Genomic DNA, 18,699 nt, shown 5'->3' with positions numbered 1-18,699 from the left:
ATGCTGACAATGCTCGGCAGGCTGCTGCGCGGCGTACGGGCGGGTGCGCGTCGAGGTCCGTTGGCCGGCAACGACTTCGGCACGCCCAATGTCATCACCGTCACCAGCGCGGCGTTCGTGGATGGTGCCGAGATGCCGATATCCAGTGCGGGAAAGGGTGTCGGAGAAAACATCTCCCCGGCGCTGCGCTGGACCGGATTGCCGCCGGATACCCAGGCGGTGGTGCTCATCGTCGACGATATCGACGTGCCACTTCCGCGACCGTTGCTGCACACCGCCGCGGTGATCGAACCGACCGTCGACGGCGTCGACGCAGGTGCACTACAGCCGGGCACACCCGGAATACGTTTCGTTCGAGCCGATTTGGGCCACTGTGGCTACGCCGGCCCGCGCCCGATACCCGGACATGGCAAGCACCACTACCGATTTCAGGTGTTCGCGATCGACGGGCCCGTCGCGGATGGCGTCACCATCGCTAAGGGACTGCTGGCCGCGATGAGGGGACACGTACTCGCCCGGGGTGTGCTCACCGGCACCTATGAGCGTTAGCCGGGGATGAGGTTGAACAACTCAGACAACGGCATCCCGGTCGTCGCGGTCGCAATATCCCCCTGGCTCAATGCCGTCGACGCGGCCTGCAACGCCGCGGCCGTGTGGGCGTAGAGCGCCGACCCGGTGCTGATCCGCTTGACTCCGGCCGCGGAAAGCTGTGCGACGGTGGGCTTCTCCGTCTTGGTGCCCACCACCAGGTTGACCGGCTTCGGGGCAACCGCTTTCACAATCGCTTCGACGGCCGCCAGGTCATGCGGGTATGGCGCGTACAGGACGTCGGCACCGACCTCGGCGAACGCGCACAACCGGCGAATGGTGTCGTCAAGATCATTGCGGCCGTGCAGAAAATTGTCGGTGCGCCCGGTCAACACGATTCGGCCGTGCGCTACCTCCGCAGCGGCCCGCACCCGCGCGACCGCGTCGTCGAAATCGCGGATCGGGTTGGCCGGATCGCCGGAGGTGTCCTCCACCCCGATCCCGGCCAATCCGGTGTCGATCGCCGCACCCACCGTCAAAGCCACGTCCGCGGGCGTCTCGCCGTACCCGTCCTCGAAGTCCCCGTTGATCGGCAGGCCGCTGACATCCGCGAGCAACTGGGCGTGCGTCAGATGTTCGGCGGCACTGACGGAATGACGTCCGTCGCGGCGGCCCAACGCGGCGGCGAGCGCCGCTGACGACGTACCCAGCGCGGCGAACCCGGCGCTCTTGAGGATCAGCGCTGACATCCCGTCCCAGGCGTTGGGCATCACAAATGCTTCGGACTGATGGTGCAGGGCGAGAAATCGCTCGTACTGTTCGGTCTGCGTCACGGCACCTCGCTAGTCCTTCGGAACCTCGCGCTCGATCTCTTCGAGCCAGATCCGCGCCGACATGTCCGACGGCGCCCGCCAGTCCCCGCGCGGTGACAACGCCCCGCCGTGAGAAACCTTGGGGCCGTTAGGCAATGCGGATCGCTTGAACTGACTGAATGAGTAGAACCGCTGCACGAAGATCTGCAGCCAGTGCCGGATCTCGGCCAGCGAATACGACGGGCGCTTGTCGACCGGGAAGCCGGGCGGCCAACCGCCGTTGTCGGCGTCACTCCATGCGTGCCATGCCAGGAAGGCGATCTTCGAGGGGCGGAAGCCGAAGCGCAGCACCTGGAACAGCGAAAAATCCTGCAGCGCGAAGGGGCCGACCTTCGCCTCACTGCTCTGCAGTTCCTCTTCTTCACCGGTCGGCACCAGTTCCGGGGTGATCTCGGTGTCGAGCACCGACTGCAGCACCTCACCGACCTGCGCATCGAACTCGCCGGTGGAAATCACCCAGCGAATCAGGTGCTGGATCAACGTCTTGGGCACACCGGCGTTGACGTTGTAGTGCGACATCTGGTCGCCGACACCATAAGTCGACCAACCCAAGCCCAGCTCCGACAGGTCACCGGTGCCCAGCACAATTCCACCGCGTTGGTTGGCCAACCGGAAGAGATAGTCGGTGCGCAGACCGGCCTGCACATTTTCGAAGGTGACGTCGTAGACCTTCTCGCCGCGAGCGAAGGGATGGTCCATCTCCTTGAGCATCAGCGCAGCGGTGTCTCGAATGTCGAGCTCTTCGAAGGTGACGCCGAGTGCACGCGCCAGCCTCGTCGCGTTGTTCTTGGTGTGTTCACCGGTCGCGAATCCGGGCAGCGTGAATCCCAGAATGTCGCTGCGCGGGCGGCCTTCCCGGTCCATGGCGCGCGCAGCGACGATCAACGCGTGAGTCGAATCCAGCCCACCCGAGACACCGATGACGACCTTCGGATAACTCAGCGCCCGCAGCCGCTGCTCGAGGCCGGACACCTGGATGTTGTATGCCTCATAGCAATCCTGTTGCAGCCGTTCGGGATCCGCGGGAACGAACGGGAAACGTTCGGTCTTGCGCAGTAGGCCGATGTCGCCATCGGGCGGGTCGAGCCGAAACTCGATGCGCCGGAAAGACTCCACCAACGCTCGATGGTGCCGTCGGTTGTCGTCGAACGTCCCCATCCGCAGCCGCTCGGACCGGAGTAACTCGGTGTCGACATCGGCGACCGAGCGACGTTCGCCTTTGGGGAAACGCTCCGACTCCGCAAGCAGCACACCGTTTTCCCAGATCATGGTCTGACCGTCCCAGGAAAGGTCAGTCGTCGATTCACCCTCGCCAGCAGCGGCATAGACGTAGGCCGCCAGGCACCGCGACGAGGCCGACCGGGCCAGCAGCGCGCGGTCTTCGGCGCGACCGATGGTGATCGGGCTGCCGGAGAGGTTGGCCAGCACCGTCGCACCTGCCAGCGCCGCCTCCGCACTCGGCGGCACCGGCACGAACATGTCTTCGCAGATCTCGACGTGCAGGACGAAACCGGGCAGATCCGACGCACTGAACAGCAGGTCCGATCCGAACGGCACCTCTTCCTTTTGTGAAGCCGAACCGACGCGAATGGTGCCGCGTTCGTAGTCCCCCGGCGCCATCTGACGGCGCTCGTAGAACTCCCGATAGGTGGGCAGGTAGGACTTCGGTACGACGCCGAGCACCACCCCGCGATGCAGGACGACCGCGGTGTTGTAGATGCGGTGCCGATGCCGCAGGGGCGCGCCCACCACCAGCACCGGCAGCAGATCGGCGGACGCAGCGACCAACTCGAGCAGCGCCTTTTCGACCGCGTCCAGCAAGGCATCCTGCAGCAGGATGTCCTCGATCGAATAGCCCGACAGTGTCAGTTCCGGAAACACTGCGAGTGCGACGCCCTCGCCGTGGCACTCGCGCGCCAACCCCAACACCGATGCCGCGTTGGCCGCCGGGTCGCCAAGCGTGGTGTGGTGCGTACACGCTGCGACGCGCACGAAACCGTGTTGATATGCCGAATAGAAGCTCATCGCGTTCCATTCTCGCTGGTTGTGGTCAAGTTCGGGTGACGGGGTGTCAACGAGTGCCTACGCTCGGTTGAGTGGAGTCCCCCGAACTCGTCTCGCTGCTCGCCGACCGCCGCATCGCGGTGCTGACGGGCGCGGGCATGTCCACCGACTCCGGCATTCCGGATTATCGGGGTCCTGACTCGCCGCCCAGCAATCCCATGACGATCCGTCAGTTCACCTCCGACCCGCTCTTCCGGCAGCGATACTGGGCCCGCAACCATGTCGGCTGGCGGCACATGGACGACACCCAGCCAAATGCCGGCCACCGCGCACTTGCCACGCTGGAACGCGCCGGCGTGGTCACCGGCGTGATCACCCAGAACGTCGACCTGCTGCACACCAAGGCCGGCAGCGCCAATGTCATCAACCTGCACGGCACCTATGCCCAGGTGGCCTGCTTGAGGTGCGACTACACCGTGAGTCGCGGTGCGCTGGCCGAACAACTCGAGGCGCTCAACCCTGGATTCATCGAGCGTGCCGAAGCTGTCGGCGGGTTGGCGGTGGCGCCGGACGCGGACGCCGTGGTCGCCGAAACCGATTCGTTCCGCTACGTCGACTGTCCACGTTGCGGTGGGATGCTCAAGCCCGACATCGTGTACTTCGGCGAGAGTGTCCCCAAAGACCGGGTGGATCAAGCGTATTCACTCGTCGGCGGATCGGAGGCGTTGCTGGTCGCCGGTTCGTCGCTGACCGTTTTCTCCGGGTACCGCTTCGTGCGTCATGCTGCCGCGGCGGGCATCCCGGTCGCGATCGTCAATCGCGGCCGCACCCGCGGCGACGACCTGGCTACCGTCAAGATCGACGGCGGGTGCTCGGAGATGTTGACACTGCTGGCCAGCGAACTGGCGGTCAGCGCGCAAACCTGACCTCAGCGATGAAGTGGTGGCCTTGGTTGTCGACCACGTCCCAAGAGTAGGGACCGATGATCTGAGGGCGTCCGAGCAGCTGGACCGCGAGCCGAGCGTCCTGCTCGGTGGCGATGCCGTCTACCCGTCGACCGTGAGACGTTGTCAATGCCCACATGATGAACCCCCATGTTTCGCGCCGTTGCGACCTGGATGGCGGCCGCCACATCTGATGCGATGAGCATGTCTGGGACGGCTTGCGAATTACTGTAGAGATTCTTGCGTCAACCTTGCGACATCATTGCCGACACGATTTGATCACCTAAGCACCGCCACGAGCAGGCCGCTTGCGACCTTCGCGACCGTACTCCCCTGCCGCCGGTTCATCAAAAGGTGCAGGGCATGGCGCGGATCGCATGGACGAAATTGCCCGCGAGGTAGGCCGGTTCGCCCGCCTGTATGTCCGGCGTTTGACGGAGCAGCTCGCCGAAGATCGCGCGCAACTGTGCCCGGGCTACGTGGGCGCCGAGGCAGAAGTGCAGTCCGCCACCGCCGAAGCCGAGGTGCGGGTTGGGACTGCGACTCAGGTCGAAACGCTCCGGATGGTCGAAGGCCTCGCGATCCCAGTTACCGGACGCGTAGAACATCACCACCTTCTCCCCGGCGCGGATGTTCTGTCCGCCCAACTCGAAGTCCGTCGCGGCAGTGCGGCGAAAGGTCATCACCGGTGTTGCCCATCGGAGGAACTCCTCGACCGCCGTGCCGATGCGATCGTCGAAAGCCGCTTGCAGCCAGGCCCTTTCGCCTGGAAAGTCGGTGAGTGCCTTCAAAGCATGGCTGATGGTCTGCCGCGTGGTGTCGTTGCCGGCCACGGCGAGCAACACGAAGAATGCGGATACCTCCGCGTCGGTCAGGCGGTCGCCGTCCACTTCCGCCGTCACCAGGCTGCTGAACAGGTCTTCGCCGGGATTTTCGCGGCGCTCGGCCGCGAGCGCAGTGGCCACCTGGTGCAAATACATCTGGTTCTCGAACAGCACCTCGAGCGGGTTGCGCCCGGCGAGATAGACGGGGTCGCCCCAGGACACCAGCGCGTCGGCGGCATGTGCCACCTTTTGACGCTGGGATTCCGGGATTCCCACCATGTCCGACAGCGTGCGGATGGGCAGCTCTTTGGCGCAGTGCTCGACGAAATCCACGCCGCTGCCGGCAGTTCGTAGTTCTGCGACGATCGCGTTGGCATTCGCGCTAATCGATTCCTCGATGCGGCGGACCTGCCTCGGGGTGAACGCGGCATGGGCGAGTTTGCGGATCTTGGTGTGCCGGGGCGGGTCCATCGCGATGAATGACTGCGATGCTTCGAGCAATTCCTCGGGGATGGTCGCGAACATCACCCCTTTGCCGGACAGGAACACCTCACTGTTGCGGCTCACCGCAACGATGTCGGAGCGGCGGGTGACCGCCCAGTAGCCGGGATCGTTCGGATCGTCCATCAGGGTGTCCTCCACCGGAGGATGCCAGCTCACCGGGCGTTCGGCGCGCAGTACAGCGAATGAACGTTCCCGGTCCGCGGCCGTGGTGGACCAGAACGCGCGCGAAGACACGTCGATCGCGTCGTACGGACGGGGATTGGCAAGCGTCGCTGTCATCGCGATCCCTCCTGAGCGGCGGACCGACTATGACGTCGGTCACGGCTACCCGACTTTATGTCTAGACACTGTGTCTAGTCAATACGTCTCACAAAGCGTTATGCTGCATCGGAAAGGAGGCGAAATGCCGTCCATCACGCGTAATCCGCAGGCCAAGCGACAGCAGCGACGAGAAGAGATGGAGCGACGCTTGCTCGAGGCCACCGAACGGCTGATGCGCGACGGCGCCGGCTTCACCGAACTCAGCGTGGATCGACTGGCGACCGAGGCAGGCATTTCCCGCGCCAGCTTCTATATCTATTTCGAGGACAAAGGGCATCTGCTGCGCTGCCTTGCCGTCCAGGTGTTCACCGATCTCGCCGACAATGCCGACCGTTGGTGGGGCTTGGCCTGGCGACACAATCCGGACGACATGCGCGCCGCGATGACCGGCATCGTCGCCAGCTACCGGCGTCACGAACCGGTGCTCGTCGCGCTCAACGAGATGGCCGCCTACGACCCGACGACCGCCGCGGCCTACCGGGAGATACTGACTGCAATCGCGGGGCGACTCACCGGCATCATTGTCGACGGCCAGGCCGACGGCTCAATTCGTCGTGAACTGCCCGCGGATATCACCGCCAGTGCACTGACCTGGATGGTCGAGCGAGCCTGCCAGCAGAACCTGCCGGCCCATCCGCCGGACTTGCACCCCGACTACGACGCCCTGCTGGCCGCCACACTGGCCGAAACTGCTTGGGGTGCACTGTATCTCAAGCCTGCGCACGGCCAAGCCCCCTAAACGGCCACCAGGTCGTCGGCGTGCACGGCGGGCCGGCGCAACTCTCCGGGCAGGTCCGAGGTCGACCGCCCGATCATCGTGGCGAGCTCGGTCGCGTCATAGGCGACCACACCGCGGGCCACCACGGCGGCGTCGGGTCCACACAGTTCGATGACGTCGCCGCCAAAGAACTTGCCCGACACCGCGGTAATGCCCGCGGGCAGCAACGAACGCCGTTGCCGGACCACCGCCCGTACCGCGCCTGCGTCGAGAGTGAGCGAACCGGTGGACTCGGCCGCATACCGCACCCAGAAACGGCGTGCCGACATGCGTTCGGACCGGGCGGCAAACACCGTACCCACCGAGGCATCGCCGAGCGCGGCCGCAGCGTCCGTCGCCGGCGCCAGCAACACCGGAACCCCGGCATCGGCGGCCAATAGTGCCGACGACATTTTGGACGCCATTCCCCCGGTACCCAGGTGGCTGCCCTGACCGGCGATCACACCGTCGAGATCAGCAGGCCCGGACACCTCCGGAATGAACCTGGCCCCCTTCGACTTTCGTGGGTCCGAGTCATAGAGGCCATCAATGTCAGACAGCAGCACCAGCGCATCCGCGCCAACCAGATGTGCCACCAGAGCTGAAAGCCTGTCGTTGTCGCCGAACCGGATCTCGTTGGTGGCCACGGTGTCGTTTTCGTTGACGATCGCCACCGCGTGCAGCGCCCGCAGCCGATCCAGGGTGCGCTGAGCGTTGGTGTGCTGGGCCCGCATCGCAATGTCGTGCGCCGTCAACAACACCTGCCCGACCGTGCGCCCATACCTGGCGAAGGCCCCGCTCCAGGAATTGACCAGTGCGACCTGACCAACGCTGGCCGCGGCCTGCTTAGTCGCTAAATCCTTTGGGCGACGGGATAATCCGAGTGGTTCGAGCCCGGCGGCGATGGCACCGGAGGACACGATGACCACGTCGGAGCCCGATGTCATCCGTGCCTCGATCGCGTCGGCGAGTTCGGCCAGTCGGCTGGCGTCGAACATGCCCGACGGGGTGGTCAGGGCGGTGGTACCGACCTTGACGACGACACTGCGCGCGCTCCGGATGGCTTCCCGGTGCGGGCTGACCATCAATCGTCCTCGTGTTCGCGGCGCCGTTTGCGCGCGGCCTTGCGCTCGTCGGCACCGACCCGATCGGTGCGTTCCAGGCGCACGTCGGTTCCCCGGCCGGTCCGCGTGACCTGGTCGCCGGTGGGCGTCTGCGGCTCCCAGTCGAATGTCATCTCGCCGATGGTCACTGCGCAGCCGGGTCGGGCGCCCCGCTTCAGCAGCTCATCCTCCACACCGAGTCGCGCCAACCGGTCGGCCAGATAGCCGACGGCCTCGTCATTGTCGAAATTGGTCTGGCCGACCCAGCGCTCGGGACGCGCCCCGGTCACCACGAAGCCGCCCTCACCATCGGACTCCACGGTGAATCCACTTTCGTCGACCGGAATTGGTCGGATCACCGGGCGTCGCGGCACCGCGACAGGGCGGGATGCGTTGTATTCCGAGACCATCTGCCACAGCCCGAAAATCAACGGCTGCAATCCTTCTCGCGTGACAGCCGATACCTGGAACACCGGCCAGCCGCGCTCGGCGATGTCGTCATGGAGGAACTCGGCGAGCTCGCGGGCCTCGGGCACGTCGATCTTGTTGAGCACCACCGCCCGTGGCCGCTCGGCGAGGTCGCCGAGCACCGCGTCGCCCTGCAGGGTGGGTGTGTAGGCCGCCAGTTCGGCTTCCAGCGCGTCGATGTCCGAAATCGGGTCGCGGCCGGGTTCGATGGTGGCGCAGTCCACCACGTGGACCAGCACCGCGCAGCGTTCGATGTGCCGCAGGAAGTCCAGACCCAGACCGCGGCCTTCGGACGCACCCGGGATCAGGCCGGGAACGTCAGCGACGGTGAAGGACTGCTCGCCGGTGGTGACCACGCCGAGATTGGGCACCAATGTGGTGAACGGGTAGTCAGCGATCTTCGGTTTGGCCGCCGAAATGACCGATACCAGCGACGATTTACCGGCCGAGGGGAACCCGACCAGTCCGACGTCGGCAACGGTCTTGAGTTCCAGGGTGAGGTCGCGGGCCTGTCCCGGCTCACCCAGCAGGGCGAATCCGGGGGCCTTGCGAGCACGAGACGCGAGTGCGGCATTGCCCAACCCGCCCCGGCCACCGGCAGCGGCTTCGAAGCGGGTGCCGATGCCGACCAGGTCGGCCAGTAGGCGGCCCTTTTCGTCCAGGACGACGGTGCCATCAGGCACCTTGACTTCCAGGTCGGCGCCGGCGGCGCCGTCGCGGTCGTTGCCCATCCCCTGCTTGCCGGATGGTGCGGTGACGTGCGGACGGAAGTGGAAATCCAGCAGTGTATGGACCTGCGGGTCGACGACGAAGACGATGCTGCCACCGCGACCACCGTTACCGCCGTCCGGACCGCCCAGCGGTTTGAACTTCTCGCGGTGGACCGATGCGCAGCCATTGCCGCCGGATCCCGCCCGTGTGTGGATGACCACCCGATCGACGAATCGAGGCATCGGGTTTTCCCCTCAATTGACCACAGGTGTGCGTGTGCTGCACACCAGTGGCGCTCAGTCGGCGGTCTGGCCGGCTGTGACGATGTTGATGGTCTTACGGCCGCCCTTGACGCCGAACTCGACCGCTCCGGCCGCCTTCGCGAACAAGGTGTCGTCGCCGCCGCGGCCAACGTTGATGCCGGGGTGGAACTTGGTGCCGCGCTGGCGGATCAGGATCTCGCCGGCTTTGACGACCTGGCCGCCGAACCGCTTGACGCCGAGCCGTTGAGCGTTTGAATCGCGCCCGTTGCGCGAGCTGGAAGCGCCCTTCTTATGTGCCATATCTATCGACTCCGCTCAGTATTTTCTGTTCTGCGCCTGACGGCTCATCACGCGATGCCAGTGACCTTGACGACCGTCAGCCTCTGACGGTGTCCCTGGCGCTTGTGGTAACCGGTCTTGTTCTTGAACTTGTGGATGCGGATCTTCGGACCCTTGGTGTGCTCGAGCACCTCACCGGTCACCGCGACCTTGGCCAGCGCGGTTGCATCGGTGGTGACGTTGGCGCCGTCGACGACCAGAGCGACCGGCAGCGACACTGCGGCGCCCGGCTCGATTTCCAGCTTCTCGACTTTGACCACGTCTCCGACGGCAACCTTGTACTGCTTGCCGCCGGTCTTCACGATTGCGTAGGTCGCCATCGTCGCTCCTGCCTCTTCATTCGGTCGTCTGCCCGCCCACACGTCACGGGCACTCGGGCGAGTGCCAGCGACAGTGCGCGTGGTGGTCTGAGGTGCGGGTTGTTGTACCCCGCCGTCGTCATGCATATCCGTTCGCCGTGCGAACGCCTAACGACAACTGTCCAAGGGTACGTGACCAGCGGCTAGAGGGTCAAACCGGCCCTGCTGCGCTGGTTGGTGAGCCGGGTTAGTCCTGGGTTAGTCCACGTGGACGGGCGGACCGGCCGGTCTGCCGGCTGCGCGCCGCCTGCGGGGCGGGCTCGACACCTCGGCAATGACGACGGTGGAGGCTTCATCGGAAGCGACCTCGGACTCGACCTCGTCGTCGAGATCCACATCTTCGATGTCGTCTTCGTCGTCGCTGTCTTCGTCGTCGCCGTCGTCTTCATCGCTGTCGTCTTCGTCGAGATCCTCGTCGTCGAGTTCGTCGACATCTTCGTCGTCGTCGTCGAGGTCCTCGTCATCGTCGAGGTCGTCTTCGTCCTCGTCAGCGTCTTCGTCCTCGGCATCCTCGTCGTCGGCCTCTTCGAGATCTTCTTCCGCAACGTCGACGGCGGGAGCCTCGGCCAGCTGGTCCTGAGTCTGCTCGTCGGCTTCGGCGGTCGATTCATCATCGTCGGATTCGTCGCCGTCTTCGTCATCGTGTGTCGTCAAGCCGGCTGCCATCGCCTTGAACATCGGGTGCTCGCCCGGGGCGTGCGCCGGCACCTTGGCGACGGCCTCTTTCTCGACGACCTGTTCGATCGTCTCCTCGGGCCTGGGCTTCTTGGCCCGCCTGCTGCGCCGGCTGCTGGTCTCGGTCTTGCGGCCCACTGCGGGCGCCGAGTCGACCGGGTCGGTGTGCAGCAGAATGCCGCGGCCCGCGCAGCTGGCACACGACGTGGAGAACGCCTCAATCAGCCCGGTGCCCAGTTTCTTTCGGGTCAACTGCACCAGGCCAAGCGAAGTCACCTCCGATACCTGATGGCGGGTGCGGTCGCGGGCCAGCGCCTCGGTCAACCGGCGCAGCACCAGATCACGGTTGGACTCGAGCACCATGTCGATGAAGTCGATGACCACGATGCCGCCGATGTCGCGCAGCCGGAGCTGTCGCACGATCTCCTCGGCCGCCTCGAGATTGTTCTTGGTGACCGTCTGCTCGAGGTTGCCGCCGGACCCGGTGAACTTTCCGGTGTTGACGTCGACGACCGTCATCGCCTCGGTCCGGTCGATCACCAGGGTTCCGCCCGATGGCAACCACACTTTGCGGTCCAAGGCCTTGGCCAGTTGCTCGTCGATGCGATGAACGGCGAAAACATCCGGCCCGGCCGACTCGTACTGCGTCAGCTTCGAAACCAGATCGGGGGCAACAGAATTCACGTAGTCGTTGATCGTTTTCCACGCGTCGTCGCCGGAGACGATCAATTCGGAGAAGTCCTCGTTGAAGAGGTCCCGGATGACCTTGACCAGCACGTCGGGCTCTTCATACAACGGCACCGCGGCGCCGGCGGCCTTCTTCTTGGTCTCGGCGGCCTTGGCGTCGATCTGGTGCCATCGCTCCTGCAGTCGGGTGACATCACCACGGATGTCGTCCTCTTTGACGCCTTCGGACGCGGTGCGGATGATGACGCCCGCGTCGGACGGCACCACCTCGCGCAAGATCTCCTTGAGGCGTTGACGCTCGGTATCGGGCAGCTTGCGACTGATCCCGGTCGACGATGCACCGGGCACGTAGACCAGGTAGCGACCGGCCAGCGACACCTGCGTGGTCAGCCGCGCGCCTTTGTGGCCGACCGGGTCCTTGCTGACCTGCACCACCACGTAGTCACCGGGCCTGAGAGCCTGCTCGATCCTGCGGTCGGAACCGCCCAGACCGGCGGCCTCCCAATTGACTTCACCCGCGTAGAGCACGCCGTTGCGGCCGCGACCGATATCGACGAAGGCCGCCTCCATCGACGGCAACACGTTCTGCACGATGCCCAGGTAGATGTTGCCCACCAGCGACGCCGAGGCAGCCGATGTCACGAAGTGCTCGACGACGATGCCGTCTTCGAGCACCGCGATCTGGGTGTACCGCGCACCCGGATGCGGCGGTTCGGTGCGAACACGGTCGCGGACCACCATCACCCGCTCGACGGCCTCGCGACGAGCCAGGAATTCGGCCTCGGTCAGTACCGGTGGACGGCGCCGGCCGGCGTCGCGCCCATCCCGGCGGCGCTGGCGCTTGGCTTCCAGTCGCGTCGAGCCGTCGATTCCCTTGATCTCGTTGGAACTGGAATCGGACCCACCGGACCCGTTGTCTGAGCCTTGCTTGCCGCCACCGCTGCGAGGTGCGCGCTCGTGCACCACGGTGTTCGGCGGGTCATCGGGGGACGGACTGTCGTCGCCGTCCTCGCCGGAGCCTGTCTTGCGACGCCGACGGCGACGGCGACGGCGGTTGCCGCCCTCGGCGGAGCCATTTTCGTCGTCGCCGTTGTCGGGGTCATCGGAGTCGTCGGAGTCGTTGCCTTCGCCGGCGTCGGCGGCTTCGCCGTTGCGCTGTGCGGCGTCGTCACCAGGCTGATTCTGGTTGTCGGGCCCGTCGGATCCGCCCTGCTCACCGCGACCGCGGCCGCGACCCCGGCGCCCGCGCCGCCGCCGCTTGTTGGCCGGACGATCAGTCTGGTCGTCGTCATCGTCGCCGCCGGACCCGTCGCCGTAGTCCGAATCATCGGCGGCCTCGTCGTCGCCGACCTCGTCCTCGACCTCGACCGGGGCGGGCAGTGGCTGCGGCGCGACGAACAGCGGCATGTAGTGCGGGCGCTCGATCGCGCTATCCGGGACCGATCGAACCTCGTCGCGGGTTTCGAGCATGAGCCGGGATTCGGGCTCGGCGGGCGAATCGGACGCCTCGTCAGCGGTGACCTGCGCTTCGTCCGGAGCAACCGGCGCCTCTTCAGCAGCAACCTGCACTTCTTCGGGGGGGACCTGCGCTTCTTCGGGAGCGACCTGCTCGGCTTCGCCGGCCGGCGCGTCCACTTCGGCGGCCAGCAGATCTCGCACCCGGACCGCTTCGGAGTGCTCGACGCTGGAATGTGCGCTGCGGATCCGGCCGTCGAGTTCGGCCAGCGCGTCCAGAACCCGCCTGCTGGTGGTGCCGAGGGTGCGCGCGAGCGAATGCACTCTCAGGCGCTCCGGCAGCTCCTCGTGCTGCATCTGCTCGTTTGCTGGGTCTGAAGTTGGGGCACCGTCTACCACGTATTCTCCTCAAGCCCCCGGGCGCGTCGTCCTATCGACGCGGCCACGCGAGGGCTTCGCTATGGGTCCGGGTCACTTCTCCCGGACTTGTGATGGTCTCGCGCCGAGCGGCCCAAAACGAACCCACCCGGCGCCGTGCTGAATGACGGTTCTACATGCTGCGCCGGACCGCGGACTGGCGATGGTCGCGCTTGTCAAAGTCGTCATTCGGGTGTTCGACGCCAGTTCGACGACGTTCACCCGCAGTCAGTATCCCACATCACTAAACGAGCCCATCGCCGCCTGACCTGGGCGCTCCGCAAAGCTCGCGGAGCGAGCGTCAAGAACGCGCGGGTAACGCTAAATACCGGGGAACCAGAGCCCGATCTCGCGTTGCGCAGATTCGGCTGAATCGGAGCCATGCACCAGGTTGTACTGGGTCTCCAGGCCGAAATCGCCGCGAATGGTGCCGGGCGTCGCCTTTTCCACCGGGTCGGTGCCCCCGGCGATCTGCCGGAAGGCGGAAATCGCGCGTGGGCCCTCCACGACGGCCGCCACCACGGATCCCGACGTGATGAACTCCAACAGCGACCCGAAGAACGGCTTGCCGTCGTGTTCGGCGTAGTGCTGGCGGGCCAACTCATCACCGACAGTCCTGAGCTCGAGGGCCGCGATGGTGAGGCCCTTCCGCTCGATGCGGCTGAGTATCTCGCCGGTCAACTGGCGCTCGACGCCGTCGGGCTTGATCAATACGAGGGTCCGTTCGGTCACGGTGCTAAAGACTAGAGGGCCGACCGAAGATGCCCAAACCGTGGCCGCCAGTCCCGCATGTCGAAGTTGCTGGCGATCACCGCCGAGCCTGCGCTCACGGCGCCGAGCCGGCGGTGAGAGGCACCGGAGCCGAATTATTGATACCTGAGCGCAGTCTCGACGCGGTCAGCGGCTCGTCAGTCCGCTGGGGGTCCGAACGAATCCAGCCCGCGTTCCTGCTGGCGCCGGACTTCGGCGCGCAGGTATGCGATCAGACCCCACACCCCGGCGAACAACACACCGATGAAGCCAACGGCCGGGTACAGCACGAATCCGGCAACCAGTACCGCCTGCGCTCCCAGGTTGAGCCAGATTGCCCAGGGGCGGCGTTGGAATCCGGCGAGCACCACCAGCAGCACGGCCACCCCGATCAGGTAACCCAGTGACGCCGCTGTAAGCCCGCCGCCCACCGCACCCACGACCGGTATCGCCAACAGCACCACGATCACCTCGAGGATGAGGGTGCCGGCCATCACGCCGGCGAAGCTCTTCCACGGATCGGGCCGAGATGGCGCTTGGTCACCTGCGTCGTCGCCTGCGTCAGCGAGCGGCTCCTCGGTCATTCCGGATCACGACCGAACAGGGTGCGTGCTGCCCCGGCAGTCACAACGGAGCCGGTGATGACGATTCCGGTGCCACCGAACGCCTCTCCCTCAGCTGCGGCGGCGTCCACCAGCGCGGTTGCCGCGTCGATGGCGTCGCGCAGATTCTCGGCGGCGATGACCCGGTCGGGCCCGAACCGCTCCTGCGCCAACAATGACAAGGTCTCGACGTCGAGCGCCCGCGGTGAGCCGTTGTGAGTGACGACGACGGAATCGAACGCCGGTTCCAGAGCCGCGAGAATGCCGTCCACGTCCTTGTCGCCCAGCACACTGAGCACTCCGACCAGCATTCGGAAATCAAACTCGTCAGCCAGCGTTTGCGCCAGTGCTGCCGCACCCGCCGGGTTGTGTGCGGCGTCGATGAACACCGTGGGCGCGCTGCGCAACCGCTCCAGCCGGCCGGGGCTGGTCACGGCGGCAAAGCCGGCCCTGATGGCTTCGACATCGAGTTGACGTTGCGCACCGGCCCCGAAGAACGCCTCGACAGCGGCCAGGGCCAACGCGGCGTTGTGTGCCTGATGTTCGCCGTGCAGCGGCAGGTAGATATCCGGGTAGACCCCGCCCAGACCCTGCAGCTGCAGCACCTGGCCACCTATCGCCACCTGCCGCTCGAGCACCGCGAACTCGGAATCCTGGCGGGCGACAGCGGCATCGGCACGGACCACCTGAGCCAACAGCACTTCCATCACCTCGGGAAGCTGGCGACCGATGACCGCGACAGTGTCCGGCGCGCCTTCGGGCGCCCGGGTGATGATGCCCGCCTTCTCCCCTGCGATCCCGGTGATTTCGGACCCGAGGTAGTCGACGTGGTCGATGCTGATCGGGGTGATGACGTTGACCGGCGCGCTGATCACGTTGGTGGCGTCCCAGCGGCCGCCCATCCCCACCTCGACCACCGCGACGTCGACGGGTGCGTCGGCGAACGCGGCGAACGCCATCCCGGTGAGCACTTCGAACTTGCTCATGGCCGGCCCGCCGTCAGCCAACGACTGCTGATCGACCATCTGCACGAACGGTTCGATCTCGCGGTAGGTCTCCACATACTGCGCCGGGCTGACCGGCTTGCCGTCGATCGAGATGCGTTCCACCGCCGACTGCAGATGCGGGCTGGTGGTGCGGCCCGTGCGCTGTTGCAGGGCAGTCACCAACGCGTCGACCATCCGTGCCACTGAGGTCTTGCCGTTGGTGCCGGCGATGTGAATGGCCGGGTAGCTCAACTGCGGCGAACCGAGCAGATCCATCAGTGCACTGATCCGGGTCAGGCTCGGCTCGATGCGGGTTTCCGGCCAGCGTTGATCTAGCAGGTGCTCGACCTGTAGGAGGGACGCGATCTCATCTGGGGTGGGCGCCAGTTGGACTACGGGCTCCCAATCCTCGTCGTCGAGACTCATTTCAGCGCGGCCAACCGCGCCGTGATCCGGTCGGTCTCTTCCTGCGCCAGTTGTTGGCGCCCGCGAATCTTGCCGACGACCGCCTCCGGCGCCTTCGCCAGGAAGTCCGCATTGCCGAGCTTGGCGGCAGTCGATGCCAATTCCTTTTGCGCTGCGGCCAAATCCTTTTCCAACCGGCGCCGCTCTGCGGCCACATCGATGGTGCCCGAGGTGTCGAGTTCGACGACCACGGTAGCGGCGCTGAGCCGGACTTCGAGGGACACCGAGGCCTCGAAGTCCTCTCCGGGTGCGGTCAGCCAAGCCAGTGACGTCACCGCCGGGATCTGGTTAGCAAGACCCGCCTCCGCGGCACCGGCCAACCGGGCAGGCACCTTCTGCCGATCGGCCAGACCCTGATCGCTGCGGAACCGCCGTACCTCGGTCACCAGTTTTTGCATATCGGTGATTCGTTGTGCGGCAACGGGATCCAGCGCGAATCCGGACGACTCCGGCCAGTCGGCGATCACCAGGGATTCCTGACTGGTCAGCGCTTGCCACAAGGTCTCGCTGATGAAGGGAATCACCGGGTGCAGCAGCCGCAGCAAGGTGTCCAGGCCCGCGGCCAGCACCGCGGTGGTGTGCGTGAGGCCTTGGCCCAGTTGGGTTTTGGCCAATTCGACGTACCAGTCGCAGAACTCGTCCCACGCGAAGTGATATAGCGCTTCGCAGGCCCGGCTGAATTCGTAGCTGTCGAAAGCCGAATCCACCTCGGCCCGAACCTCTTCCAGCCGCCCCAGAATCCAGCGGTCGGCGTCGGTCAGTTCGTCCGGTTCGGGCAGGGCCGCCAGGGCCGCGCCGTTCATCAAGGCGAACCGGGTCGCGTTGAACAGCTTGGTGCCGAAGTTGCGGGACGCTCGCACGGCGTCCTCACCGATCGCGAGGTCACCGCCGGGACTGGCGCCCCGGGCCAGGGTGAACCGCAACGCGTCAGCGCCGAACTTGTCCATCCAGTCCAGCGGGTCGATGACGTTGCCCTTGGATTTGCTCATCTTGCGGCCGAATTCGTCGCGGATCAGCCCGTGCAGGAAAACGTCGGTGAAGGGAACCTGCGGGCCGCGACCGCCGTCGAGCGTGATGGCGTCATCGGCACCGACGAAGGTGCCGAACATCATCATCCTGGCCACCCAGAAGAACAGGATGTCGTAACCGGTGACCAGAACACTTGTCGGATAGAACTTTTCCAGTTCCGTTGTCTTCGATGGCCAACCCAACGTCGAGAACGGCCACAGCGCCGAGGAGAACCAGGTGTCCAGCACATCGGCGTCCTGCTCCCAACCCTCCGGCGGCGTGTCGTCGGGACCGACACAGATCATCTCGCCGTTGGGCCCGTGCCAGATCGGAATGCGGTGGCCCCACCACAGTTGACGCGAGATGCACCAGTCGTGCATGTCGTCGACCCAGGCGAACCACCGCGGCTCGAGGCTGGCCGGGTGAATCACTGTGTCACCGTTGCGAACTGCGTCGCCGGCGGCCTTGGCCATCGACTCCACCCGAACCCACCACTGCAGCGACAGTCGCGGCTCGATCGGCTCACCGCTGCGCTCGGAGTGCCCGACACTGTGCAGGTAAGGCCGCTTCTCCTCGACGACCCGACCCTGCGCGGCCAGCGCCTCACGCACCGCAACCCGGGCCTCGAAGCGGTCCATACCGTCGAATTGTGTTCCGGTGTCTGCGATTCGGCCCTTGGTGTCCATGATCGAGGGCATCGGCAGCTGATGGCGCATCCCGATCTCGAAGTCGTTCGGGTCGTGCGCGGGCGTGACTTTGACTGCGCCGGTGCCGAATTCGGGATCCACATGCTCGTCCGCGACGACGATCATGAGCCGGTCCACGAACGGGTGCGCCAAATTCGTGCCGACCAGGTGGCGGTACCGCTCGTCGTCCGGGTGCACGGCGATCGCGGTGTCGCCGAGCATGGTCTCGACCCGGGTGGTGGCGACCACGATATGAGGTTCGGAATCGTCCATAGACCCGTACCGGAACGAGACCAGCTCACCCTCGACGTCCTGGTAGTTGACCTCGAGGTCTGAGATCGCCGTCTCCAGCACGGGTGACCAGTTGACCAGGCGCTCGGCCTGATAGATCAATCCGGCGTCGTAGAGCCGCTTGAAGATCGTCCGGACCGCCCGCGACAGGCCCTCGTCCATGGTGAACCGATCGCGACTCCAGTCCACGCCGTCACCGAGTCGGCGCATCTGCCCGCCGATCGCGCCGCCCGACTCGCGCTTCCAGTCCCACACCTTGTCGACGAACAACTCGCGACCGAAGTCTTCTTTGGTCTTGCCGTCGACGGCAAGCTGCTTTTCCACCACGCTCTGGGTGGCGATCCCGGCGTGGTCCATGCCCGGCTGCCACAGCACCTCGTAGCCCTGCATCCGCTTACGGCGGGTCAGCGCATCCATCATGGTGTGTTCGAGCGCGTGACCCATGTGCAGGCTGCCGGTCACGTTGGGCGGCGGCAGCACGATCGAGTAGGCGGGTTTGGTGCTGTTCGGGTCCGCGGCGAAGTAGCCGGCATCAAGCCACTGTTGATAGATCACGCCCTCCATCGCGGCCGGATCCCACGACTTGGGCAGCTGGTCGTCGGCGGGGCTGGGGCTGGCGGTCACCGGTCAATTCTAGGAACCGCCAGCCGCGCCCGTGTAGGCGCCTAAACCCGCAGGTG

The 18,699-nt window shown here is 65.8% G+C and carries 17 protein-coding genes; 4 read left to right on the top strand and 13 right to left on the bottom strand.

Annotated features, from left to right (window positions below; translation table 11 throughout):
• A complete protein-coding gene (locus ACZY1I_RS15090) occupies positions 1–549 on the top strand; it encodes a YbhB/YbcL family Raf kinase inhibitor-like protein (RefSeq protein ID WP_463755259.1) in 549 nt (182 codons plus the stop codon).
• Here the strand turns inward: ACZY1I_RS15090 and ACZY1I_RS15085 are convergent.
• Both ACZY1I_RS15085 and ACZY1I_RS15080 read right to left on the bottom strand, forming a co-directional pair.
• Positions 546–1,361, bottom strand: a complete 816-nt coding sequence (locus ACZY1I_RS15085; RefSeq protein WP_463755258.1) for an isocitrate lyase/PEP mutase family protein — start codon at positions 1,359–1,361, stop codon at positions 546–548. The two genes, ACZY1I_RS15090 and ACZY1I_RS15085, sit on opposite strands and share 4 nt — an antisense overlap.
• Before the next feature lie 9 nt (positions 1,362–1,370).
• Positions 1,371–3,425 carry an NAD(+) synthase gene (locus ACZY1I_RS15080; RefSeq protein WP_463755257.1) on the bottom strand — a complete coding sequence of 685 codons (2,055 nt, stop codon included), beginning with the start codon at positions 3,423–3,425 and terminating at the stop codon, positions 1,371–1,373.
• A 71-nt stretch (positions 3,426–3,496) separates the two neighbouring features.
• Here ACZY1I_RS15080 and ACZY1I_RS15075 point away from each other — a divergent pair, with 71 nt between their 5' ends.
• Positions 3,497–4,330, top strand: coding sequence for an NAD-dependent protein deacetylase (locus tag ACZY1I_RS15075; RefSeq protein ID WP_463755256.1), 834 nt, complete (start codon positions 3,497–3,499; stop codon positions 4,328–4,330).
• Here ACZY1I_RS15075 and ACZY1I_RS15070 read toward each other — a convergent pair.
• Both ACZY1I_RS15070 and ACZY1I_RS15065 read right to left on the bottom strand, forming a co-directional pair.
• Positions 4,314–4,478, bottom strand: a complete 165-nt coding sequence (locus ACZY1I_RS15070; protein ID WP_463755254.1) for a hypothetical protein — start codon at positions 4,476–4,478, stop codon at positions 4,314–4,316. The two genes, ACZY1I_RS15075 and ACZY1I_RS15070, sit on opposite strands and share 17 nt — an antisense overlap.
• 217 nt (positions 4,479–4,695) lie before the next feature.
• Positions 4,696–5,955: a cytochrome P450 gene (locus ACZY1I_RS15065; RefSeq protein WP_463755253.1), complete on the bottom strand. Its 1,260-nt coding sequence runs from the start codon at positions 5,953–5,955 to the stop codon at positions 4,696–4,698.
• 124 nt (positions 5,956–6,079) lie between these two features.
• Between ACZY1I_RS15065 and ACZY1I_RS15060 the strand changes: the two genes are divergently transcribed.
• Complete coding sequence (locus ACZY1I_RS15060; protein WP_463755252.1) at positions 6,080–6,736, top strand: TetR/AcrR family transcriptional regulator; 657 nt, start codon at positions 6,080–6,082, stop codon at positions 6,734–6,736.
• Here ACZY1I_RS15060 and proB read toward each other — a convergent pair.
• From proB to rne, 5 genes are all read right to left on the bottom strand, one after another.
• On the bottom strand, positions 6,733–7,839 hold the full coding sequence (proB, locus tag ACZY1I_RS15055; protein WP_463755251.1) for a glutamate 5-kinase: 1,107 nt from the start codon (positions 7,837–7,839) through the stop codon (positions 6,733–6,735). The genes ACZY1I_RS15060 and proB overlap by 4 nt on opposite strands.
• Positions 7,839–9,278, bottom strand: a complete 1,440-nt coding sequence (gene obgE, locus ACZY1I_RS15050; RefSeq protein WP_463755250.1) for a GTPase ObgE — start codon at positions 9,276–9,278, stop codon at positions 7,839–7,841. The genes proB and obgE overlap by 1 nt, the downstream gene beginning before the upstream one ends.
• A gap of 54 nt (positions 9,279–9,332) precedes the next feature.
• Positions 9,333–9,599: a 50S ribosomal protein L27 gene (gene rpmA / locus ACZY1I_RS15045; RefSeq protein WP_463755249.1), complete on the bottom strand. Its 267-nt coding sequence runs from the start codon at positions 9,597–9,599 to the stop codon at positions 9,333–9,335.
• Positions 9,600–9,646: 47 nt separating this feature from the next.
• Positions 9,647–9,958: a 50S ribosomal protein L21 gene (rplU, locus tag ACZY1I_RS15040; protein ID WP_463755248.1), complete on the bottom strand. Its 312-nt coding sequence runs from the start codon at positions 9,956–9,958 to the stop codon at positions 9,647–9,649.
• Between the two features lie 237 nt (positions 9,959–10,195).
• Positions 10,196–13,213, bottom strand: coding sequence for a ribonuclease E (rne, locus tag ACZY1I_RS15035; RefSeq protein WP_463755247.1), 3,018 nt, complete (start codon positions 13,211–13,213; stop codon positions 10,196–10,198).
• 142 nt (positions 13,214–13,355) lie between these two features.
• Between rne and ACZY1I_RS15030 the strand changes: the two genes are divergently transcribed.
• Positions 13,356–13,499 carry a hypothetical protein gene (locus ACZY1I_RS15030; protein ID WP_463755246.1) on the top strand — a complete coding sequence of 48 codons (144 nt, stop codon included), beginning with the start codon at positions 13,356–13,358 and terminating at the stop codon, positions 13,497–13,499.
• Positions 13,500–13,552: 53 nt separating this feature from the next.
• Here the strand turns inward: ACZY1I_RS15030 and ndk are convergent, their stop codons facing one another.
• The 4 genes from ndk to ACZY1I_RS15010 form a co-directional block, all read right to left on the bottom strand.
• The gene (gene ndk / locus ACZY1I_RS15025) at positions 13,553–13,963 is read right to left on the bottom strand and encodes a nucleoside-diphosphate kinase (protein ID WP_463755245.1); all 411 of its coding nucleotides are present in this window, start codon (positions 13,961–13,963) and stop codon (positions 13,553–13,555) included.
• Positions 13,964–14,139: 176 nt separating this feature from the next.
• A complete protein-coding gene (locus tag ACZY1I_RS15020) occupies positions 14,140–14,565 on the bottom strand; it encodes a DUF4233 domain-containing protein (protein ID WP_463755244.1) in 426 nt (141 codons plus the stop codon).
• A complete protein-coding gene (folC, locus tag ACZY1I_RS15015) occupies positions 14,562–15,995 on the bottom strand; it encodes a bifunctional tetrahydrofolate synthase/dihydrofolate synthase (RefSeq protein ID WP_463755243.1) in 1,434 nt (477 codons plus the stop codon). The genes ACZY1I_RS15020 and folC overlap by 4 nt, the downstream gene beginning before the upstream one ends.
• The gene (locus tag ACZY1I_RS15010; RefSeq protein WP_463755242.1) at positions 15,992–18,643 is read right to left on the bottom strand and encodes a valine--tRNA ligase; all 2,652 of its coding nucleotides are present in this window, start codon (positions 18,641–18,643) and stop codon (positions 15,992–15,994) included. Before ACZY1I_RS15010 ends, folC begins: the two co-directional genes overlap by 4 nt.
• Between the last annotated feature and the right edge of the window lie 56 nt (positions 18,644–18,699).

The sequence above is a fragment of the Mycobacterium sp. IDUB_37 genome, assembly GCF_055419245.1.
This window is presented reverse-complemented; position numbering and strand designations above follow the sequence as displayed.